At 58.2% G+C, this 20,835-nt stretch carries 21 protein-coding genes; 1 reads left to right on the top strand and 20 read right to left on the bottom strand.

All coding sequences use genetic code 11. The features are described from left to right. From PA598K_RS36820 to pth, 11 genes are all read right to left on the bottom strand, one after another. Positions 1-944, bottom strand: a 944-nt coding sequence (locus PA598K_RS36820; protein ID WP_185602398.1) for an oligosaccharide flippase family protein, incomplete at its 3' end; no start/stop codon positions are given. Between the two features lie 254 nt (positions 945-1,198). Beyond that, positions 1,199-1,741 carry a stage V sporulation protein T gene (gene spoVT, locus PA598K_RS33920; RefSeq protein WP_128661153.1) on the bottom strand — a complete coding sequence of 181 codons (543 nt, stop codon included), beginning with the start codon at positions 1,739-1,741 and terminating at the stop codon, positions 1,199-1,201. Between the two features lie 330 nt (positions 1,742-2,071). Further along, on the bottom strand, positions 2,072-2,767 hold the full coding sequence (gene urtE / locus PA598K_RS33925; protein ID WP_128661154.1) for an urea ABC transporter ATP-binding subunit UrtE: 696 nt from the start codon (positions 2,765-2,767) through the stop codon (positions 2,072-2,074). Continuing rightward, a complete protein-coding gene (urtD, locus tag PA598K_RS33930) occupies positions 2,745-3,527 on the bottom strand; it encodes an urea ABC transporter ATP-binding protein UrtD (protein WP_128661155.1) in 783 nt (260 codons plus the stop codon). The genes urtE and urtD overlap by 23 nt, the downstream gene beginning before the upstream one ends. After that, positions 3,496-4,578: an urea ABC transporter permease subunit UrtC gene (urtC, locus tag PA598K_RS33935; protein ID WP_128661156.1), complete on the bottom strand. Its 1,083-nt coding sequence runs from the start codon at positions 4,576-4,578 to the stop codon at positions 3,496-3,498. The genes urtD and urtC overlap by 32 nt, the downstream gene beginning before the upstream one ends. 28 nt (positions 4,579-4,606) lie before the next feature. Further along, positions 4,607-5,512, bottom strand: coding sequence for an urea ABC transporter permease subunit UrtB (gene urtB, locus PA598K_RS33940; protein WP_128661157.1), 906 nt, complete (start codon positions 5,510-5,512; stop codon positions 4,607-4,609). A gap of 145 nt (positions 5,513-5,657) precedes the next feature. Next, complete coding sequence (urtA, locus tag PA598K_RS33945; RefSeq protein WP_128661158.1) at positions 5,658-6,941, bottom strand: urea ABC transporter substrate-binding protein; 1,284 nt, start codon at positions 6,939-6,941, stop codon at positions 5,658-5,660. 436 nt (positions 6,942-7,377) lie between these two features. Beyond that, positions 7,378-8,520, bottom strand: a complete 1,143-nt coding sequence (locus PA598K_RS33950; protein ID WP_128661159.1) for a peptidylprolyl isomerase — start codon at positions 8,518-8,520, stop codon at positions 7,378-7,380. Next, on the bottom strand, positions 8,507-12,034 hold the full coding sequence (gene mfd / locus PA598K_RS33955) for a transcription-repair coupling factor (protein ID WP_128661160.1): 3,528 nt from the start codon (positions 12,032-12,034) through the stop codon (positions 8,507-8,509). Before mfd ends, PA598K_RS33950 begins: the two co-directional genes overlap by 14 nt. A gap of 163 nt (positions 12,035-12,197) precedes the next feature. Then, on the bottom strand, positions 12,198-12,431 hold the full coding sequence (locus PA598K_RS33960; RefSeq protein WP_128661161.1) for an anti-sigma-F factor Fin family protein: 234 nt from the start codon (positions 12,429-12,431) through the stop codon (positions 12,198-12,200). A 167-nt stretch (positions 12,432-12,598) separates the two neighbouring features. Further along, positions 12,599-13,159, bottom strand: coding sequence for an aminoacyl-tRNA hydrolase (gene pth, locus PA598K_RS33965; protein WP_128661162.1), 561 nt, complete (start codon positions 13,157-13,159; stop codon positions 12,599-12,601). Between the two features lie 88 nt (positions 13,160-13,247). Here pth and PA598K_RS33970 point away from each other — a divergent pair, with 88 nt between their 5' ends. Beyond that, on the top strand, positions 13,248-13,484 hold the full coding sequence (locus PA598K_RS33970; protein WP_128661163.1) for a hypothetical protein: 237 nt from the start codon (positions 13,248-13,250) through the stop codon (positions 13,482-13,484). 106 nt (positions 13,485-13,590) lie between these two features. On the opposite strand, the gene PA598K_RS33975 is transcribed toward PA598K_RS33970, so the two are convergent. From PA598K_RS33975 to yabG, 9 genes are all read right to left on the bottom strand, one after another. After that, positions 13,591-14,238: a 50S ribosomal protein L25/general stress protein Ctc gene (locus tag PA598K_RS33975; RefSeq protein ID WP_128661164.1), complete on the bottom strand. Its 648-nt coding sequence runs from the start codon at positions 14,236-14,238 to the stop codon at positions 13,591-13,593. 269 nt (positions 14,239-14,507) lie between these two features. Next, positions 14,508-15,911 carry a bifunctional UDP-N-acetylglucosamine diphosphorylase/glucosamine-1-phosphate N-acetyltransferase GlmU gene (gene glmU / locus PA598K_RS33980; protein WP_128661165.1) on the bottom strand — a complete coding sequence of 468 codons (1,404 nt, stop codon included), beginning with the start codon at positions 15,909-15,911 and terminating at the stop codon, positions 14,508-14,510. 493 nt (positions 15,912-16,404) lie between these two features. Next, positions 16,405-16,692 (bottom strand): septation regulator SpoVG, encoded by a 288-nt coding sequence (gene spoVG, locus PA598K_RS33985; protein WP_020620824.1) that lies wholly within the window; start codon positions 16,690-16,692, stop codon positions 16,405-16,407. A gap of 131 nt (positions 16,693-16,823) precedes the next feature. Next, positions 16,824-17,222 (bottom strand): Rid family detoxifying hydrolase, encoded by a 399-nt coding sequence (locus PA598K_RS33990; protein WP_128661166.1) that lies wholly within the window; start codon positions 17,220-17,222, stop codon positions 16,824-16,826. Positions 17,223-17,224: 2 nt separating this feature from the next. After that, complete coding sequence (purR, locus tag PA598K_RS33995) at positions 17,225-18,061, bottom strand: pur operon repressor (RefSeq protein ID WP_128661167.1); 837 nt, start codon at positions 18,059-18,061, stop codon at positions 17,225-17,227. 81 nt (positions 18,062-18,142) lie between these two features. Continuing rightward, positions 18,143-18,997 (bottom strand): 4-(cytidine 5'-diphospho)-2-C-methyl-D-erythritol kinase, encoded by an 855-nt coding sequence (gene ispE / locus PA598K_RS34000; RefSeq protein ID WP_128661168.1) that lies wholly within the window; start codon positions 18,995-18,997, stop codon positions 18,143-18,145. A gap of 132 nt (positions 18,998-19,129) precedes the next feature. After that, positions 19,130-19,309 (bottom strand): small, acid-soluble spore protein, alpha/beta type, encoded by a 180-nt coding sequence (locus PA598K_RS34005; protein ID WP_128661169.1) that lies wholly within the window; start codon positions 19,307-19,309, stop codon positions 19,130-19,132. Positions 19,310-19,478: 169 nt separating this feature from the next. Beyond that, the gene (veg, locus tag PA598K_RS34010; protein WP_020620819.1) at positions 19,479-19,751 is read right to left on the bottom strand and encodes a biofilm formation stimulator Veg; all 273 of its coding nucleotides are present in this window, start codon (positions 19,749-19,751) and stop codon (positions 19,479-19,481) included. 137 nt (positions 19,752-19,888) lie between these two features. Beyond that, the gene (gene yabG / locus PA598K_RS34015; protein ID WP_128661170.1) at positions 19,889-20,773 is read right to left on the bottom strand and encodes a sporulation peptidase YabG; all 885 of its coding nucleotides are present in this window, start codon (positions 20,771-20,773) and stop codon (positions 19,889-19,891) included. Positions 20,774-20,835 lie beyond the last annotated feature (62 nt).

Raw genomic sequence — 20,835 nt, forward strand, 5'->3', positions numbered from 1 at the left:
CCCGCCACCATGACGACCAGCTGAACGAGGGGCTGCGCGCGGCTGTACTGCCCGAACAGCCCCATCGCTTGCGCGGCCACCATGTCTCCGCTCTGCAAGAGACGCGGGATCGTGAAGGCATCGACGATCCCTGCGACCGGCAGCGCGATCGAGCCGAGCGCGACAGGCACAGCCAGCGCCAGCATCCGGCGCAGCAGTCCGGCGCTCTCTCCCGAGTCTGCCCGGTCGCGCCGCAACGCCGGCTGCTCCCGCGCAGCGCGCCGCCAGAACAGCAGCATCGTCAGCAACCCGGCCGCACCGCCCGCAGCCGACCCGATCAACGCCCCCGTAGCCAGCCGATCCTCCGACCAGCCCCAGGCCAGGCCGACATAAAGGAGCAGGAGCATCGTCGCGACGCGCACCGTCTGCTCCACCACCTGCGAGATGGCGGACGGCCGCATCTGCTGCATTCCTTGGAAGTAACCCCTCAATGCCGCCATCATCGGCACGACGCAGAGCGCCGGCGCAGCGGCGCGGATCGCGCCCGCCGCTGCGCCATCGCCGATCCAGCCCGCAGCGATACCCGCCCCCGCCCACATGAGTATACCGCCAGCCAGGCCGCACACGCCGAGCAGGAGCATGCCGACGCGCAGCGCACCACGCATCCCTGCCAGATCGCCGGCGCCGCGCCGCTCGGCGACGAGTAGCGATACCGCGACAGGGATCCCTGCCGTCGCGAGGAACAACAGCAATTGATAGAATGGGTAGACCGCATTATAGATGCCGAATACCCGGTCTCCGGCCAGGTTTTGCAGCGGGATTTTCTGCAGCGTCCCTATCGCTTTGCTGAGGAGCGCTGCCGCGCTCAGCCACAGCGCGCCGTGCAGCCAGCTCTGCGAGCGCGACTGTCCGCGCAGCTCACGGCCTTCCGCCGCTAGGGATCGCTTGCCCTCCTTCGTTCTCATCGTTCAGGCTCTGCCCCCTCCTGCTTCGACCTGTGCATGCCATACGGTTGCCATGCGTTCATCCGGATCTCCGATTCGTCCAACGTACTACATTTTTCCCCGGGAAGCAATATGGCACTACTTTATATCACTTAGTATTATTTTGTATTACTAAGAGTTTCAAAGCATTACTTCGCTTAAGGAATCAAAAAAAACCCTCGCCATCCGTTGCTTCGGCTGAGGGTTGACTTGCGCTTTGTTGTCAGTCCATCCGATTATTGCTCCATTTGCTTGGCCAGGAATCCCGCAGCCGTCTCGGTCATTTTCGTCTCCATGTTGCCCATCTTGACCTGCTCGTCCTTGCTCACAAGGACGACGGTGCCGATCGGGTCGCCGCTGGAGATGATCGGCGCGATTACGAGCGAGCTGTATTGCTCGCTGATATCCTTGATCAACTCAAAGCTGCCGCCATCGACCTCGGCGATCGTCTTGCGATTTTCCATACAGCTCTCCAGCAGTTGGCCTACCTGCTTGTCCAGATATTCCTTTTTGGATGCTCCGGCCAGCGCGATGACCGTATCGCGGTCAGTAATCATCGTGATATGATTCGTACTCTCGAAGAGGGAATCCGCATACTCCTTGGCAAAATCGCCAAGCTCGCCAATCGGCGAATATTTTTTCAAAATAACCTCTCCGTCACGGTCGACAAAAATCTCCAGCGGGTCGCCTTCGCGAATACGCAAGGTGCGACGAATTTCCTTGGGGATCACCACACGTCCAAGATCATCGATTCGGCGAACTATTCCGGTTGCTTTCATGATTCATGTTGCCCCACTTTCTGTGACAGATTAGAGCCCGCCGACGAAGTCGCATCGCTCGTTCATGATTCGGCAAAGCTAGTTATACAGGTGGTTGTTGTGCTATTTCGAATCTGACCATAGTATTCATCCCTTCCCAATATCTTATACATCCCCGCCAGGCAAGGTTTGCGACAGTTTTGGAGCGAGTTCGAGCGTATGATTTGCAATCGCCACGACGCCACCCGCTACACTACCTCTCGCTTCGATGCGCAACGTCTATCTGGACAACGCCGGGATGCCAAAAAGGCCAGGGCTGCTGCCCCGGCCACGCTTGCCCGCATATATCTGCTATACCGTCAAATACGTGCGGATCACCTCATCCGAGAGCGCCTCGAGGCCGCCTTCCCAGGCGATCGCTCCCTTCTCCAAGATGTAGAAGTAATCGCCGACGCTCTGGACGAACTCCAGACTCTGCTCGACGAGCAGGATCGCTGTCGTCCCCTCTGCCTTGATGGAGCGGATGACGTCGCGGATATCCTCGACGATCGACGGCTGGATGCCCTCGCACGGCTCGTCGAGCAGCAGCACCTCCGGCTTGGACGCCAGCGCCCGGGCAAAAGCGAGCTGCTGCTGCTGCCCGCCGCTCAGGTCGCCGCCGCGCCGCTCATACATCGTCGGCAGCACCGGAAACTTCTCGATCGCCGAGGCCGGGATCTCGCGCGTCTTCTCCCGGCTCGCCTCCAGCCCGAGCAGCACATTCTCGTACACGGTGAGCTGCGGGAAAATCTCGCGGCCCTGCGGCACGTAGCCGATGCCGCGCTTGGCTCGCACGCCGGGCGCCGCCTTGGTCAAGTTATCCTTCTCATAAGAGACGATGCCCCGACGCGCCTTCAGCAGCCCCATGATGCTCCTCATCAACGTCGTCTTGCCGACCCCGTTACGGCCCAGCAGACAGACGACCTGCCCCTTCTCCACCTTCAGCGACACATCGCGCAGGATGACGCTCTCGCCATACCCTGCCTCAAGCTGTTGAACGGCTAACATCGACATCCCGCCTCTTCTTGCCAAGATACACTTCCGCCACCCGATCGTCGCCCTGCACCTCATCCATCGTGCCTTCTTTGAGCAGCTTGCCCTCATGCATGACCGTCACCTTGCTGGCGAAGTTACGGACGAACTCCATATCATGCTCGACGACGACGATCGACTGCTGCCGCGCGATCTCGTGCAGCAGCTCGCCCGTCTTATCCGTCTCCTTGTCCGTCATCCCCGCCACTGGCTCGTCGAGCAGCAGGATCTCCGGCTCCTGGAGCAGCATCATGCCTATCTCCAGCCACTGCTTCTCGCCATGCGAGAGGCCGCCTGCCCGCCACTGCGCCTTGTCCTCGAGACCGATCATGACGAGCTGGCGATGGATGCGGTCCTCGTCCTCGCTCTGCATCCTGGCCCGCAGCGTCGCGAAGACGCCGCGGTTTTGCTTCATGGCGATCTCCAGATTCTCGAACACGGTCAAGCTCGGGAAGATCGACGGCGTCTGGAATTTGCGTCCGATGCCGAGCTCGGCGATCTGATGCTCCTTTTTACGGGTAATATCGACGCCCCCGGAGAACAGCACCTTGCCCGAGGACGGCTTCACCTTGCCGCAGATGACGTCCAGGATCGTCGTCTTGCCGGCCCCGTTGGGGCCGATCAGGAACCGCAGCTCCCCCCGCTCCAGCGCCAGGTGCATCCCTTGCACCGCCTTGAATCCGTCGAACTCGACCGTTACCGCCTCACACTGCAGAATGACCGACTTGCTGCTCATGTTCGGTTCGCCTCCTCTTGGGTATCTTCCACTTGCGGAACAGACCTACTGCGCCCTTGGGCAAGAACACGACGACGATGACAAACAACGCGCCCAGAAAAAACAACCAAGCATCGGGATAGCTCTCGCTAAATGCGCTCTTGGCATAGTTGAGCAGGATCGCGCCAAGCGCCGCCCCGATCAATGTGCCGCGGCCGCCGATGGCGACCCAGAGCACCATCTCGATCGACGGCACGATCGCCATCGTCGAGGGGGAGATGATGCCGACATGCAGGACGAACAGCATGCCGGCGATACCGGCCAGAGCAGCTGAGATCGCAAAGGCGATCATCTGGTAGACGGCCGGGTTGTAGCCGATGAAGCGAGCCCGGTTCTCGCCGTCGCGAATCGCTCGCAGCACCTTGCCGAACCGGCTCTTGACGAGAAAACGGCAGAGCACGAAGGCGGCGATCAGGACGATGGCGGTGATCCAGTAGAGCATCCGCTTCGTATCGGGCGAGCCGATCGAGTGGCCGAGGATCGTCGTGAAGCCGGTCAGTCCGTTGGTACCGCCCGTGAACTTCTGCTGGCCGATGAACAGCGTCACCGTGATGATGACGAGCGCCTGCGTCAGGATCGTGAAGTAGACGCCCCGTATCCGATTGCGGAAGGTGAAGAAGCCGAGGATGAGGGCGAGCAGCGCCGGGATCAGGATACCCATCGCCAAGGCGAAGGGGAAGCTCGCGAACGGCTTCCAGAACCAGGGCAGCGCCGACAGCCCGCTCCAGTCCATGAAGTCCGGCAGTCTGCCGCCGCTCGCCTCCAGCTTCAGGTACATCCCCATCGCGTACGCGCCGAGTCCGAAGAAGACGCCGTGCCCGAGACTGAGGATGCCGGTGTAGCCCCAGATCAGGTCGAGGCCAAGCGCGACGATGGCAAAGGCGAGAAACTTGGCCAGCAGATTAAGCCGGAAGTCGCTCAGCACCATCGGCGCGCAGAACAGCGCGGTCGCAGCGACGGCATAAGCGAGAAGAAGATATATTTTTTGCGGCGTTAGTTGTCGTAAGGGCATGCAGATTCGCCTCCTTGGGTCCGCTGGGTCAATCCAGCGATCTAGTCTTCATGGCGACAAGCCCCTTCGGCTTCCACTGCAGGAATGCGACGATGCAGAGGAAGACGAGCACTTTGCCAAGCGAAGCGTTGGTCCAAAATTCGAACATCGTACCTGTGACGCCGATCCCGAAGGCGCCGACGATCGTGCCGAGCAGCTTGCCGACGCCGCCCAGGACGACGACCATAAACGCATCGACGATATAGTAGGTGCCGAGCGACGGGCCGATCGGCCCCATCAGCGTCAGCGCGCAGCCGGCGATGCCGGCGACGCCGGAGCCGATCGCGAAGGTCATCGCATCGACGCGGCGCGTCGAGATGCCCAGACAAGCGGCCATATCGCGGTTCTGCATGACGGCCCGCATCCGGCGTCCGGCATGGCTGCGGTAGATGTACAGGAACATCGCGACCAGCGTCACGATGACGAGGCCGATGATAAACAGCCGCTTGTATGGGAGTACGACGCCATCCATGAGACGATAGCCGCCATCCAGCCAGGTCGGGCTCTTCACCGCGACGTTTGGCGCGCCGAAGATCGTCCGGGCGAGCTGCTGCAGCATGAGCGCGATCCCCCAGGTCGCCAGCAGGCTGTCGAGCGGACGGCCATACAGGAAGCGGATCAGCCCAGCTTCGAGGAGCCAGCCGATGACGAAGGCGACCAGGAAGCTGACCGGGATCGACAGGACGAAGTACCAGTTGAACATCGAGGCTGGCATATAATCGATAAACAGATTTTGCGTAATGTAGGTCGCATAGGCGCCGATCATGATCAGCTCGCCATGCGCCATATTGATGACATTCATCAGACCGAAGGTGATCGCCAGCCCTAGCGCGATCAGGAGCAGGATCGAGCCCATGCTCACCCCGTTGAACAATTGAATGATCGTTATTTCCATCCCGTCACCTCATGTCCGGCGCTAACCAACCAAGTCACAGCCGGTCGCAGCGGCTGCCGCCGCCCTTCCCGAGCAAGAAGGGAAGCATTCGTCAGGTGCCTCGAATACTTCCCCCAAGCCGATCTGTATCGATTGCGCGGTTATGTTATTTGGAAGAGCTCAGGCTTGCGGCCCATTCGTAGGTTTCAAGATACGGATCGGGCTTCACCGGCTCGCCAGAGTTCCACAGCTCCTTGAACTGGCCGTCCGCCTGGACCTCGCCGATGCGCACTGTCTTGTAGATGTGCTGATTGTCGCCGTCGATCGTCACCTTGCCGCCCGGAGCGTCCCACTCCAGTCCCTTGGCCGCTTCCTTGACCGCATCGACGTCGGTCGTGCCTGCCTTCTCGACGGCAGCCGCCCACAGGTAGACGGCGTCGTAGCCTGCCTCGATCGGGTCGGCGGTGACGCGATCCGCGCCGTAGGCCGCCTTGTAGTTGTCGACGAATGCCTTGTTCTCCGGCGTATCCGTCGTCTGATAGTAGTTCCACGCCGCCAGATGGCCCTCGAGCACATCGACGCCGATGCCGCGGATCTCTTCCTCGGCGACCGATACGGACAGCACCGTCATGTCGGCAGCGGTGATGCCAGCGTCCTTCAGCTGCTTGAAGAAGGCGACGTTGCTATCCCCGTTAAGTGTGTTGAAGATGACCTCCGGCTTCGCCTGCTGGATCTTGGCGATCAGCGTGCTGTAGTCGGTATGTCCGAGCGGCGTATACTCCTCGCCTACCAGCTCGCCGCCCTCGGCCTTCAGTTGCTCCTTGATGATCTTGTTGGCCGTCTGCGGGAAGACGTAGTCGGAGCCGAGCAAGAAAAACTTCGTGCCGCGATTCTCGAGCAGCCAGCTTACAGCCGGGACAATCTGTTGATTCGTCGTAGCGCCGGTATAGAAGATGTTAGGGGAGGATTCCAGGCCTTCGTATTGCACAGGGTACCAGAGCAGTCCGTTCAGCTCCTCGAACACGGGCAGCATCGCCTTGCGGCTCGAGGAGGTCCAGCCGCCGAATACGGTAGCTACGCCGTCCTCGGAGATCAGCTTGCGCGCTTTCTCTGCGAAGGTCGGCCAGTCGGAGGCGCCATCCTCGACGATTGGCACGAGCTGCTTGCCGAGCACGCCGCCGCTTGCGTTGATCTCCTCGATCGCCATCATCTCGGCGTCCTTGACCGACACCTCGCTGATGGACATCGTGCCGCTGAGCGAGTGCAGGATGCCCACCTTGATCCCGTCTCCGTCGCTAGCGCCGCCCGCGCCGCTGGTTGACGTGTTGGCGCCGGTATTGGTCGATGATGAGGCCGGTTTGTTCGAGGCAGCATTGTTGCCGCATCCCGCCAGCACCACACTTAGAGCTACTGTTACTAAGGCTACATTCCTCGCAAGCTTCCGTTTCATTCTCCCACTCCCCAATTTTGGTTTGTTCTCCTATATCCGAACGAATCTGTTTTTTTATGTATGTATCGTTCGTGATTGTTATTATAGTTCGCGTTTCGGGTTGATGTCAATATAATTGACATATAAATTTTGGGATTGATTTAAAATTGTTGGAAATGGCTATTTTTTGATTGTTTCTTTCATTTCTCAAGATAGTTTGATCGAATACCTCTCCTATATCTAACAAATACATCACATTATTATATGTCGACTAAGTGCGTTTTGCCTCTTTGACTCCCCATGCGGTATGCCGAGCTCGCCAAGCACACTGGACATCCCGGCGCTCCAGCGCACCTTTCTTCCCTTAGACGCCACACGCTGCCCACGGCACAAAAAAGAGGGCCGCCTCAGCAGATCACTCTGCCGAAGCGGCCCCGTTTGGGCTTCTTGCTTCTACTTATTGCGCCGCAGGCGCTTTTTCTTCGTTAGCCGGAGTATCGTCAGCCGGCGCGTCGTCGGCGCCGTCTGTGCCTGCACCGCCGTTTTGCGCGCCATTCTCCGCACCGCCCTCAGTTGCTGGCGGCTCGGTAGCTTCTGGCTGCGGCAGATCGATTTTCTCGATCAGCTCCGGCAGTTCGGTCTGCATGAAGTCATTGAGCACCTTGCTGGCCGCTCCCTGACGCAGTTGCTCCTTCTGCTCGTCCGTCAGCGTCTCGAAGGTGACTTCATCGCGTTTCTCGACCAGGATGACATGGTAGCCGAAGCTGGTCTTGACCGGCTCGCCGATCACGCCTACCTCTTGCGTCAGAGCCGCGTTTTTGAACTCCTCGACCCATTGGCTCACATCGGCGTTGTCATAGAGACCGCCCTTATCCTTGGACCCCGGATCGTCGGAGTATTCCGCCGCCAGCGCCTCCCAGTCGCCGCCTGCATCGAGCTTGCTTTTCACTTCGTTGGCACGCTCGAGCGCCTGCTCCTCGGTACGCGCCTCTTGTCCTTCGGCCGCCTCCTGGATCGAGACGAGCACGTGACGCACGCTTGCCTTCTGGAGCGCAGCGGGATTCTCGTCATAGACCGCTTTGACATCGGCATCGGTCACCTTGGACTCCGCGTCCTTCATCACCGACATGATCAGACGGAAGTAGTCGACAGCCTCGTCCACTGTCAAGCCGCTGCTCTCCATCCGGGTACGCAGCTCTTCTGTGTCGTCATAAGCGGTCTGCAGTTGTGTCCGGAACTCCTCCGTGTCGGTATCCGCCGCCTTCTTGCTCTCGTCGGACATCCGGCTGAACAGCACCTTGTAGCCGATATACTCTTGCAGGAATTGCTCCTGGTACTGCGGGATGCTGAGGAACATCTCTGCCTGCGGGTTCATCAAGACGAAGAACGTCTTGTACTTTTCGAACTCGCTCTCTGTCACTGTACCGTCTTTATACGTGGCTACGGCTTTGCCGCTGTCGGGCTTGCCGCCTTCTGTGCCGCCGCCAGGCTCATTGTCCTTCTTTGCTCCGCAAGCGGCCGCGATCGTCATGACGAGCATCGCCGCCAGCACGAGCAACAGCGAGCGGCGCCACGCCGATCTGCGTTTATTGTGCAACATCCTGTAGTTCCCCTTTCGATTTGACTGCCTCTTTACATTGTAGCAGAAAGCGCTCTAGCAACGCCAATTTTTCCTCGTCCGACAATCCCTGGCCGCGCAGTTGGACGACCAGATGGTTCTCCTGCGGCGTCACGCGCTTAAAGCGGTTCTCGAACTGGAGGCAGAGCATATCGATGATCTTGCGGTCGATGCCGGCGCTCGCCTGCTCCTCGAAGCGCAGCGTAATCTCTTCGCCCCGCTTGCTGATCGCCTCGATGCCATATGCCGCGCCATACACCTTGAGCCTGGCCACGGCGAGCAGATTGTGCACCGCATCGGGCAGATCGCCGAACCGATCGACCAGCTCATCGCGCAGATCCTCCGTCTCCTCGACCGAGCGGGCCGAAGCCACCTTCTTGTAGATCTCGATCTTCTGGATGCTGTCATAGATGTAGTCAGACGGCAGATAGGCGTCCATGCTGAGATCGATTTGCGTGTTGATCTCCTTCTCCGCCTTGGCTTGATCGCCGTACAGCTCGGCCTTGCGCTGGGCGATCTCGTCGGCGAGCATCTGCGAGTACAGGTCGAAGCCTACCGACGCGATGAAGCCATGTTGCTCCGCGCCGAGCAGGTTGCCCGCGCCACGGATCGACAGGTCGCGCATCGCAATCTTGAAGCCGGAGCCGAGCTCCGTGAATTCCTTGATCGACTGCAGCCGCTTTTCCGCCACCTCGGTCAACACTTTGTCTCGTTGATAGGTGAAGTAAGCATAAGCAATCCGGTTGGAGCGCCCGACCCTGCCCCGCAGCTGATACAGCTGCGAGAGGCCCATCTTGTCGGCGTCATGGACGATCAGCGTGTTGACATTGGGGATGTCGACGCCCGTCTCGATGATGCTCGTACTGACGAGCACGTCCGACTCCCCGTCGAGGAAGTCGAGGATCGTCTTCTCCAGCTCCTGCTCGGACATCTGGCCGTGACCAACCGCCACCCGGGCATCCGGGACGAGCGCGGTGATCTGCTCCGCCATCTGGTAGATGCCCTGCACCCGGTTGTACAGATAATAGATCTGGCCGCCGCGCGCCAGCTCGCGCTCGATCGCCTCTCGCACGAGCGAGAGGTTGTACTCGACGACATAGGTCTGCACCGGGAAGCGGTTCTCCGGCGGCGTCTCGATGACCGACAGGTCGCGGACGCCGAGCATCGACATATGGAGCGTGCGCGGGATCGGCGTCGCCGTCAGCGTCAGCACGTCGACATTGGTCTTGAGTCGCTTCAGCTTCTCCTTGTGCGAGACGCCGAAGCGCTGCTCCTCGTCGACGATCAGCAGGCCCAGATCCTTGAAGATGATATCCTGAGAGAGCAGCCGATGCGTGCCGATGACGACATCGACAGCGCCGCTCTTCAGTCCCTTCATCGTCTCGTTCTGCTCCTTGCGCGAGCGGAAGCGGCTGAGCACCTGGATGTTAAATGGATAGCCCGAAAACCGTTCGCGGAACGTCTCGTAGTGCTGCTGCGCCAGGATCGTCGTCGGTACGAGCACTGCCACCTGCTTGCCCTCGATGGCTGCCTTGAAGGCGGCGCGGATCGCTACCTCGGTTTTGCCGTAGCCGACATCGCCGCATAGCAGCCGATCCATCGGCCGCTGCGTCTGCATATCTTTTTTGATCTCCTCGATGGCACGCAGTTGGTCCCTCGTCTCGTCATACGGGAACATCGCCTCGAACTCCTGCTGATACGGCGTATCGTCGCCGAAGCCGAAGCCCTCCGCCGCCTGCCGCTCGGCATACAGCTTGACCAGATCGTCGGCGATATCCTTCACCGACGACTTGACCTTGTTCTTGACCCGCGTCCATTCGCTGCCGCCCAGCTTGTAGACCTTCGGCTCCTTGTCCTCGGAACCGACGTACTTCTGGATCAGGTCGATCTGATCGATCGGCACCGACAGCTTGTCGCCTGCCGCATACATGATATGGAGGTAGTCCTTATGGATGCCGCCGATCTCCAGCGTTCCGATGCCGAGATATTTGCCGATGCCGTGATTCTGATGCACGACATAATCGCCGACCTTCAGCTCGGTATAGCTCTTGATCCGCTCGGCATTGTCGATCTTCTTGTCGAGACGACGCACCTTGCGCTGCTTCTGCGAGAACATCTCGCCTTCGGTGATGATGACCAGATGCACAGACGGCAGCTCAAAGCCAGTCTGCAGGTTGCCCTCGACCATCGTCGGCGGCTCGATGCTGTAGTCCTGGAGCACCCGCCGCATCCGTTCCATCCGCTCGGCGTTGCCCGCCAGCATGATAACGTTTGCACCCGCCTTTTTCCAACGGTCCATCTCGGCCTTGAGGACGTTCATCTGACCGTGGAAGTTCTGCATCGCCCGACAGACGAAGTTCAAGATGTTCTGCGGCTGCGTATGCGGGATCTGGCGCAGGAACAGCGACAGGAAGAGCGTCTGGAACGGCCTTTGGTAGAGCAGTTCCTCGCTGTCGCGGGCCAGCACGAACCCTGGCAGCGATTTGCCGTTCTGCAGCAGATGCGTCGCCCACTCGGCCTCGTCGCGCTCGAGCTGCTTGGCCGTCTCGACCAGCCGGGTCGGCTCATCCATCAGGAGCAGCGTATCCTCTGGCATATAATCGATGATCGTCTGCCGCTCCGGATACAGCAGCGAGATATATTTATAGATTTCGGAGAAATATACTTGCTCGCGCAGCTTCTCAATCTCGCCGCCCAGTTCGCTCCGCAGCCGGTCCTTGGCTGCCCGGTCCGTCATCCGCTCCAGCTGCTTTTCCATCAGCTCGTAGGCATGCTGAGCCGCCATCGTCTGCCGCTGGGCGCTCGCGAGTACTTCCTTGCAGAGTGGCACGGTGTACGACTGGAGCTTGTCGATCGAGCGCTGATCGACCGGGTCAAAGGTGCGGATCGAGTCGATCTCGTCATCGAACCATTCGATCCGGTACGCATGCGGCTCCGTCAGCGGGAAGAAGTCGACGATGCCGCCGCGCACGCTCATCTCGCCCTTGCTCTCAACGCGGTCGACCCGCTCATAGCCAAGCTCGACCATACGCGAGAGGAATGTCTCCATCGGCACCGACTCGCCCACCGCCAGCGGGATGCGCGCCTCGGCAATCGTCTCCTTGGTCGGCAGATACCGTCTGACCCCGGAGAAGGGCACGACAACAATGCCCCGGAAGCCGGCGGACAATCGGACCAGCACATCGATCCGCTGGGCCAGCGTCTCGGGGCTGGAGATCGCAGCCTCGGCGGCGACGAGCTCATTGGCTGGATAGAGCATCACCTGCTCCGGCGAGAGACATTCCTGCAGGTCCTCCGCGATCTTCTGCGCGGCGAACATATTGTGTGTGACGATCAGCATCGGCCGCTGCAGCTCTTGCATCAGCGCCGCTGCCAGTATCTGTCGGGAGGACCCCGCCAGTCCGGAGATCATCTGCTCCCGCATGCCTCGATTGATGCCTGATAGCACGGTCTGAAAATCCTCGTCCTTGGAAAAGGCCTCTATTACTGTTCTCATAGGGGGGCAAACACCTCATTTCTTCAACAACGCACCAAATCCCCTAAAAATAAACCGCTTCGAAAAGCGGATTGAATCATGCGCTAAATAAAGGGTTATAAATCAAAAAAGAAGCCTCGGCTATGCGCTAAGGCTACGCCCCTGACGTACGCGATGAACCGCGCTACTGCAGCGGATTCGTCAACAGGAGCAACTCGGGATTCGCATCGATCGCTTCGCTGCAATAATCGCAGACGACGGTAACTGTCACATCCCCATTAGGGTTATACGCTATTATATCGCTGCGCTCCTCAGGGGTCAAGAAATGAAAGCCAAGTCGGGCCTCCGAGATCATCTCCGATGTAGCCAAAGAACCAATCGCACTCTTGCAGTGTCGACAAATGTAATGTACCGCCATTGTATGCCTCCCGAAGAACTGTTATGTCTTCAGTATGCCCAATTAACGGCAAAACTACAGGCTTCCCGCAAAATAAAGCGTGTCGGCGACAGAGCATCTCAGGCGTAATGTGATCGTCCAACCGCCGTCATGCCGCCGGCCCCCGCGTTCTGGGAGCTGCGCAGACCTTACCGGTTGAACTTGCCCATCGTTGATTCGAAGGGATGATCCAGTGCATACTCGATCGCATCGCAGGCATAGTCGATCATCTCCTGGAGCGGCTCGCGCTCGCGCTTGGCAAAGCTCGACAATACGTAATCGGCGATATTCATCCCGGGCTCGGGCCGCGAGATGCCCATCCGCACGCGGTTGAAGATCTGGGTCCCGGTATGGGCGATGATCGACTTGATGCCGTTGTGTCCGCCGGCGCTGCCCTGATAGCGGAGCCGGATGCGCCCGATCTCAGTGTCGAGATCATCGTAGACGATGATGCCCTCGCCTAGCTCGGCTTTGTAATAGTCGAGGAAGGACCGCACCGACTCGCCCGACAGATTCATATAGGTCATCGGCTTGAGCAGCGCTACCTTATGCTGTCCGACTCGCCCGTCTCCGAGCAAGGCGCGGCATTTGTTCTGCGTCACCGGGATGCTCCAGCGGCGGGCCAGCTCGTCGACGACCATAAATCCGACATTATGCCGGGTGTCTTCGTATTTTACGCCGGGATTTCCCAATCCAGCGATCCATTTCATGCAGCTCCCCTCATTCCATTACGAATATTTTTGTAGGATGCAACGATTTGCGCTCGATAATTGTCTACCTATATGAGGTGATCAATCGATGAGTAATGCTCTGATCGACAAGGTGGTAGACAATGTCTACACGAACGGACAACAATTGTATGACAACCAACATTTTGAAGACCATATCCGTCATGCCGTGCCCGTCCAAATCTACCTGGACCGCGAGCACAGCGACATAGGCTTCATTGAACACTACTGCCCGGATTATGTCAAGGTTAACAACGTATTCTACAGACGCTCCCAATTCACTTTTATCTCCCGCCCCGGGTACTAAACGTGCGATGGCTGACCATACCGCAAAAGAGGATTACCTCGAAGGTAGACGAATCTACGATCCAGATAATCCTCTTTTGCTTGTGCCAGGGAACACGAGAGGCGTACTACTCCTGCTCGCCCTCCTCGGCCTGCTCCGCCTCGGCGTCTGCTTCTGCAGCAGGCTCCGACGACGCCTCTTCCGCTTCCTCGTCCAGCGCTTCCTTCTGCGGCGCAAGCACCGAGACGATGACCATCTCCGGATCGAGCGTCGTGCTGACGCCCTCCGGCAGCTTCAGCGCAGCTACCGAGAGACTCTCGCCGATCTGCAGCTCGGAGATGTCGATTGCGATCGACTCCGGGATCTTGTTCGGCAGACAGGAGATCTCCAGCTCGTGGAGGATCATCTGCAGCACGCCGCCCTCTTTCACGCCAGGCGCCTCGCCCTCGGCCTCGATACGCACCGAAGCCGTAACCTCCGTGTTCATATCGATCTGATGCAGATCGACATGCAGCAGCTTTTTCGAGAGCGAATCCCGTTGAATATCCGTTATCATGACCGGCTGCTTGCCAGCCGTCGGTACATCAATTTCCAATACGGCATTGGGGGTGGATCTCAGTAGTGCCTGCAGCTCTTTTTCATCGACGGCGATCGGCGAAGATTGCTCGATCTTTTGACCATAGACGACGCCCGGGACTTTCCCGCTTTGACGGAGCTGATTCAGTTTGCCCTTGGATTGTGCTTCTCTCTTCTCTACTTTCAGGGATACACTCATCTAGGAAACCTCCTTGGTTCACACCTGATCTCCTACTATGATTACCCAAGGCGCCCTGTCTTTAATCATAACTTCGCTTTCCATCACGAAGACTACTCCAAGAAAGTTACTCGACGTCGAATCTTGAATGCAGCAATATAAGCCTATGCTTACGATGCCGGTTTCCTTCGGAAACCCTGAGGTGCTCACGTAGCTTACAGCTACGCTACGCTTCTCAGTTCCTCCTGCCTCCAATCTTCTCGGTGCTGAAAACCGAACCCATTTAAAATTCAGGAAGGGGAATCCTTCTTCTCCTTCTTCAGCTGCGCGCGGCTGCGGATCTTGGCTGCGTAACCCGGCTTGTTGACCTGCCGCTCGCGAGCGATCGCCAGATCGTTGTCCGGCACGTCCTGCGTGATCGTCGAGCCCGCCACGACATACGCGCCGTCGCCGATCCGCACCGGCGCGATCAGATTGACGTTGCTGCCGACGAAGGCGTCGTCGCCGATCTCCGTGATCGACTTGTTGTAGCCGTCATAATTGACGGTAATCGCGCCGCAGCCGATATTGACGTCCTTGCCGACCTTGGCGTCACCCACATAGCTCAGATGCGAGACCTTGCTGCCGTCGCCGAGCACGGCATTCTTCAGCTCGACGAAATCGCCGATCTTGCAGTTGCTGCCGAGCTTGCTGCCTGGCCGTAGATTGGCATACGGGCCTACAGACGTCACATCGCCGATCTCGGCCTGCTCCGTCACCGAGTGCTTGATGCTGACGCCCCGGCCAGTCACCGTATCGATCAGGTCCGCCTGCGGTCCGATCACATTATCCTCGCCGATCGCCGTCGCGCCGCGCAGGATCGTGCCTGGGTAGATGACCGTATCTGCCCCGATCGTCACTCCCGCCTCGATATAGGTCGAGGCCGGATCGATGATCGTGACGCCGCCCACCAGATGCCCTCGGATGATCCGCTCCCGCATATAGCGCTCCGCCTCGGCGAGCGCGATCCGGTCATTGACGCCGATCGCCTCCGCCTCGTCGCCAGTGCAGTGTGCCAGCACAGACTGGCCACTACGCTGCAGGATACCGATAACGTCCGTTAGATAGTACTCGCCCTGGGAGTTCGCGTTGGTCACTTGCGACAGCGCCTCGAACAGCTTCTTGTTATCAAAGCAATACGTGCCCGTATTGATCTCCCGTACCGCGCCCTCCTCGGGCGTGCAGTCCTTCTGCTCGACGATGCGCTCGAGTTGATCGTCGCTGCCGCGGATGATGCGGCCGTAGCCAGTCGGATCGGCCAGCTCTGCCGTCAGCACGGTCGCTGCCGCCCCATGGGTCTCATGCACCGTCAGCATCGCCTGGACGGTAGCCGGCGTGACGAGCGGCGTGTCGCCGCAGATGATGATCGTCGTGCCCTCCTCCGAGCCGAGCAGCGGCGCCGCTTGCAGGACCGCATGGCCGGTGCCGAGCTGCTGCTCCTGAAGCGCATACTCGGCGCGGTCGCCCAGATAGCTCTGCACGGCCTCTGCGCCATGTCCGACGATGACGACTGTACGCTCGCACGCCGCCGCTTCCACCACGTCCATCACATGTCCGACCATCGGCTTGCCGCATACGGGATGAAGGACTTTATACAGCTTTGATTTCATGCGCTTGCCTTGCCCTGCCGCAAGCACGATCGCCATCTTCTTCAATAGAGTAGCCTCCTACATTCCAGACTGGTCCTCATACAAAAGCTTAAGGTTACAGGATCGATCTTCCGATGGCGAATGCTTCGCTTCTGCAGATTCGATTCCCACCTCTTCGGCCATTAAGGACAGACGGATAATTTATAATATACTTATTTTATAACCATAAGCCGACCTCTAGCGAAAGAAACTTTCGTTGCAGCGGAGACAGAGACGGAAATCCCACCTGTAGCGAAAGAAACTTTCGTTACAGCGCAGACAGAGACGCAAATCCTCCCTTTAGCGAAAGAAACTTTCGTTGTAGCCTAGGCAGCGCGCCATTCCCACCTCTAACGAAAGAAACTTTCGTTGCAGCGCAGACGGCAGCGCCTTTACGTACCTGAAGCACGCATTTCCACTGAATGAACGACCAAGTCGTTTTTGCTTGTATCAATATATCGTATTCCACACCAAAAGAAAAGAGAGCCCGAATCAGGCTCTCCCTCGTAACCCTAACCCATTATGCACCTTCTTCAATCGCGACTTCTTCTTCTGTTGCCGCCCGCTCGTATTCGGCGAGGACGGCCGCCTGGATCTTCTCCCGTGTGGTCGAAGAGATCGGGTGAGCGATATCGCGAAATTCGCCATCCGGCGTCCGCTTGCTCGGCATCGCGACGAACATGCCATTGTTGCCGTCAATGACGCGAATGTCATGAACAACAAATTCATTGTCAATGGTAATCGAAGCGATGGCCTTCATTCTTCCTTCGGAATTAACGCGGCGGAGTCTGACATCGGTAATCTGCACTTTGTGTTCACCACCTTTGCCTGTTAGAAGACTTGGTGTAATATTCCACACGTCAGTGCAAAATCCTTCTTTTATCTGGAAAAATAACGGCTAAAAACACAATATTTTTTCCAGTTGAGGGACTTTCGAGCTTATTCGACAGCGATCGATGCGATCAGTTCAATTTCGACAAGCACATCCTTGGGAAGCCGCGCCACTTCTACCGTCGACCTCGCCGGTTTATGGTCGCCAAAGTAGCTGGCGTAGATCGCATTGATAGCTGCGAACTGATTCATGTCCTTGATGAAGACAGTAGCTTTGGCCACATCCTGGAATGTCGCTCCGGCTTCGGCCAGCACCGCCTTCAGGTTGGCGAACACCTGATGCGTCTGTTCCTCTACGCCGCCGACGACCACCTCGCCGTCCAGTCCGAGCGGGATCTGGCCGGATGTGAACAGCAGATTGCCGAGTTTGACCGCCTGTGCGTACGGTCCGATCGCAGCCGGCGCCTGATCGGTGGAGATCGGCGTCGGTACAGTTGGTTTGCTCATCATTAACCCTCCTCAGGTTTGAAATAGTTGCCTGGCGCGACGCTGGTCTGCTTGGTCTTCAGATCGACAGCCGTCAGCTTGGCCAGCGAGACGTAATCCTCGAGCAGCCTCTCGTCGCGGTCGACCTCGCCGGATTCGACGAAGACGCCGACGCCTGCTACGGTGGCATTGAACTCATACAGCAGATCCATCATGCCCTGGATCGTACCGCCCGCTTTCATAAAGTCGTCGATAATCAGGACGCGGGACTGCTCCTTGAGCGCCCGGCGCGCCAGCGACATCGTCTGGATTCGTTTGTTGGAGCCCGACACATAGTTGATGCTGACCGCCGAGCCTTCGGTCACCTTGTTGTCCCGACGCACGATGACGACCGGCAGGTTAAGGAAGGTTGCCGTCGCATAAGCGAGCGGGATGCCCTTGGTCTCCACGGTCATGATGACGTCGATCTCCCGATGGGCAAAGGCCGTCGCGAACATCCGTCCGACCTCGTTCATCAAATTGGGCTGTCCGAGCATGTCCGTCATGTACAGGTAGCCGCCCGGCAGCACGCGTTCTGGCTGCTCCAGCTCCCGGCAGATGTTTTTGATAATAGCGAGCGAGACGCTTTTGTTCATCATGGGCATATATTTGACACCGCCCGCAGCTCCCGCCAAGGTGTTGAGCTGGCCTAGTCCGTCCTCTTCGAATACTTCCTTGATGATCGCCAAATCTTCGCTTATCGATGATTTCGCAGACTGATAGCGGTCAGCAAATGCGGTAAGCGATATGAGCGTATGGGGGCGGGACAACAAATATTGCGTCATCTCTACCAGCCGTGCACTCCGTTTCAACTTCTTCACGATGTCTCCCCCCGCTAAACCCGAATGTTATATAGGTAATATAACATTTTTATACGGGTTTCTACAAGGAAAACGTGAATTTCATGTGAGCATTCTTACCACATACACTTCCTTACAGAAGCCCCGCAGCCCATTATAGATGCGAGCTACCTTCGATTCCCTCGATACGAGTCCGAAAACCGTCGGTCCACTGCCCGACATCAGCACGCCATCTGCGCCTAGCTTACGCATGCTCTCTTTTAGCTGCTCAACCTCCGGGTATAGCTTCAATGTAACACTTTCTAACACATTGCCCAGCTGTTGGCACATCCCTGTGAAGGAACCCGCAGCCAGCTCAGCCGCCATCGCTTCTGTCGAAGGATGCTTGTCCACCTGGGACAGTCGGAATCGGCCGTATACATCCGCAGTCGATACGTTGATCGGCGGCTTGGCGAGGATCACCCAGCATTGCGGAGGGGGCGAGATGTGCTCGAGCGCCTCGCCTCGCCCCCTGGCGATCGCCGTGCCCCCCGTCACGCAGAACGGCACGTCCGAGCCGAGCTCGGCCCCCAGACGGCTAAGCTCGTCCAGCGGGATCCCTAGACCCCAGAGCCGATTGAGTCCGCGCAGCGCCGCAGCGGCATCGCTGCTGCCGCCCGCCAGACCGGCCGCTACGGGGATCTTCTTGTCGAGATGGATGTAGACCCCCTTGTCCACCTTGTAGCGCTCCTTGATCAGCTTGGCCGCCTGGAAGGCGAGGTTCTTCTCGTCGAGCGGGATGTAGCCCGCCTGGCTGGAGATGATGATCGTATTCCTGGAGAGCTCCTCCATCTCAAGCCGATCTGCCAGATCGACCATCGTCATGATCATCTCGACCTCATGGTAGCCGTCCTCCCGCTTGCGGAGCACATCGAGCATGAGATTTATTTTTGCCGGCGCTTTCTCATATACTTTCATCCTTGTCACCCGCTCATCGTCGTTTGCATACCTTCCTTCTATATTAACAAATGGACACAAGAAAAGCTAAACCGAAAGCATTCCTGCCGGGAAGCTTCGGTTTAGCTTAGTGAATCCATATGAATCGGCGGTTCAGAATTTCTTCGCAGCCGCCTGCTCGGCGAGCTGGATGGCGCGCTTCACCATGTTGCCGGCATCCTTGGCCGTGATCCCGCCCCAGCCATCGCGCTGGACCGTCTCGTAAAAGCCCAGCTCCTTGGCCAGTTCATTTTTCAGGCCTTCAGACATCATGCTCCGTCTACGTCTGCTCATGCTCGGATCGCCTCCTCGGTCGCTGTCGGGTTGCCCCGCCCTTAGGGTGTGTCTGAACACCCGCTGTCCTCGGAGTATTCAGACACCCCCTAGTATGGACCTGCGGCCTCCAGATTATCGCGCCAAAAAAAGAAATCGCCCGGATCGCTCCGGGCAATGGGTGCTTCGTCTATTGAATGTGGTTAATCCGAACCTCGCCGTCGTCATTGCGAACCGTGACTTCGACCGACTCGGTCAATATATCTGCATAGCTGTACGAGACGCGCTTAAACGCATGCTGGTCTTGATCCAGCTTGACGATGAAAACAGAGGGGTAGATTTCTTCCAGAACACCGGTACGTTCAATGGTCTTGCGGCGACCACCGTTTGCTCGAAGACTAATCTTGGATCCAACATGGGCTTCCAGGCTTCGTTTGATCTCCAACAGCGAATTTTTAGCCATTGTTCACAACCACCTCTTTCCTTGTACATTATAACCAAAAAGAGGGAGCTTGTCAAACGAAGCAAAATATTATAACAGTGAAGCAAAGTTTTTGTCAATGAGGGATTTGCCTATTTGTGGAGAATGGCTTTTTGTCTTTAAAACATCCCTGGCGTATAAGGCGTACGCGGCTTCGGCATGCCAACACGATGGCGTCCAAGCGTCTCGATGCCGCCCACCCCGTCTACGCCGCTGATCGTCCCCTGGATGACTTCAGCCAGGTTAATCGTCTCCCGCATTGGCGTATAGCTCGCTTTGATCGCGATGTAGACGGGGTCGAGGGCATGGATGAGGATTCGCCCGGGCGAGCTGGCAAAGTTGGAACCTGCCTGAAGTAACGCTTCGAAGTGGGACTGGCAAGCGCCAGCGATGACGATAAGACCGTCTCGGCTCTTCTCATAATCGCGCGCCACACGCACCGCATTGACGAAGTTTTGGGAGTTCTTGTAGCTGGAGAGCTGATATAGCTCTTCCTTGGGACGATGCTTGAGGACGCCGTCATGACCGGTGATGACGACGATGTCCGGACGGATCTGAGGAAGCAGCCGCTGCAGGATCTCCGGCATCTGCGCTTCATTGGCATACAGGCCATGCGCCGGGACACGCATCTGCTCATACAGCTGCATGCTTTTTTTCATGTAATTGCCGTCGCCATCGAGATGCAGCACTCGGCCCGGCACCTCGAAGAACGCCTGGTCCCGCTGAAGACCGTGGCGCTGGATGACATCGTTTCTCTGAGTCTGCTGCTGCCGCAATTGCTCCTGGACCATACGCTGCATCGTCGCCGACACCTTGACCCGCACCTGCTGCGTCGCGGGGGCCTTGTCGGGATGAGGGACGACAGACAAATCACCGACCGGAGCGTCCGCCAGCAGACGATAGTCCGTACCCTTGAGTACGGCTGTGGCCTGGCGGAGCGCTTCGACCCGGAACAGCACGTCGCCGCCATACGAATTGCGGACCACCAGATCGCCTAACTTCATGATAGTATCACCTCTTCGTCTATCCTATGGGCAGACGACTGTTTTGGTGAGCGATGTCATGG

The organism is Paenibacillus sp. 598K, assembly GCF_003851045.1.
GTDB lineage: Bacteria > Bacillota > Bacilli > Paenibacillales > Paenibacillaceae > Paenibacillus_D.

What these genes read in the sequence shown, in the direction of transcription:
- spoVT (WP_128661153.1), bottom strand. Translation starts at nt 1,741, where the DNA reads ATGAAAGCAACCGGAATAGTTCGCCGAATCGATGATCTTGGACGTGTG.
- urtE (WP_128661154.1), bottom strand. Translation starts at nt 2,767, where the DNA reads ATGTTAGCCGTTCAACAGCTTGAGGCAGGGTATGGCGAGAGCGTCATC.
- urtD (WP_128661155.1), bottom strand. Translation starts at nt 3,527, where the DNA reads ATGAGCAGCAAGTCGGTCATTCTGCAGTGTGAGGCGGTAACGGTCGAG.
- urtC (WP_128661156.1), bottom strand. Translation starts at nt 4,578, where the DNA reads ATGCCCTTACGACAACTAACGCCGCAAAAAATATATCTTCTTCTCGCT.
- urtB (WP_128661157.1), bottom strand. Translation starts at nt 5,512, where the DNA reads ATGGAAATAACGATCATTCAATTGTTCAACGGGGTGAGCATGGGCTCG.
- urtA (WP_128661158.1), bottom strand. Translation starts at nt 6,941, where the DNA reads ATGAAACGGAAGCTTGCGAGGAATGTAGCCTTAGTAACAGTAGCTCTA.
- PA598K_RS33950 (WP_128661159.1), bottom strand. Translation starts at nt 8,520, where the DNA reads ATGTTGCACAATAAACGCAGATCGGCGTGGCGCCGCTCGCTGTTGCTC.
- mfd (WP_128661160.1), bottom strand. Translation starts at nt 12,034, where the DNA reads ATGAGAACAGTAATAGAGGCCTTTTCCAAGGACGAGGATTTTCAGACC.
- PA598K_RS33960 (WP_128661161.1), bottom strand. Translation starts at nt 12,431, where the DNA reads ATGGCGGTACATTACATTTGTCGACACTGCAAGAGTGCGATTGGTTCT.
- pth (WP_128661162.1), bottom strand. Translation starts at nt 13,159, where the DNA reads ATGAAATGGATCGCTGGATTGGGAAATCCCGGCGTAAAATACGAAGAC.
- PA598K_RS33970 (WP_128661163.1), top strand. Translation starts at nt 13,248, where the DNA reads ATGAGTAATGCTCTGATCGACAAGGTGGTAGACAATGTCTACACGAAC.
- PA598K_RS33975 (WP_128661164.1), bottom strand. Translation starts at nt 14,238, where the DNA reads ATGAGTGTATCCCTGAAAGTAGAGAAGAGAGAAGCACAATCCAAGGGC.
- PA598K_RS33990 (WP_128661166.1), bottom strand. Translation starts at nt 17,222, where the DNA reads ATGAGCAAACCAACTGTACCGACGCCGATCTCCACCGATCAGGCGCCG.
- ispE (WP_128661168.1), bottom strand. Translation starts at nt 18,997, where the DNA reads ATGAAAGTATATGAGAAAGCGCCGGCAAAAATAAATCTCATGCTCGAT.
- PA598K_RS34005 (WP_128661169.1), bottom strand. Translation starts at nt 19,309, where the DNA reads ATGAGCAGACGTAGACGGAGCATGATGTCTGAAGGCCTGAAAAATGAA.
- veg (WP_020620819.1), bottom strand. Translation starts at nt 19,751, where the DNA reads ATGGCTAAAAATTCGCTGTTGGAGATCAAACGAAGCCTGGAAGCCCAT.
- yabG (WP_128661170.1), bottom strand. Translation starts at nt 20,773, where the DNA reads ATGAAGTTAGGCGATCTGGTGGTCCGCAATTCGTATGGCGGCGACGTG.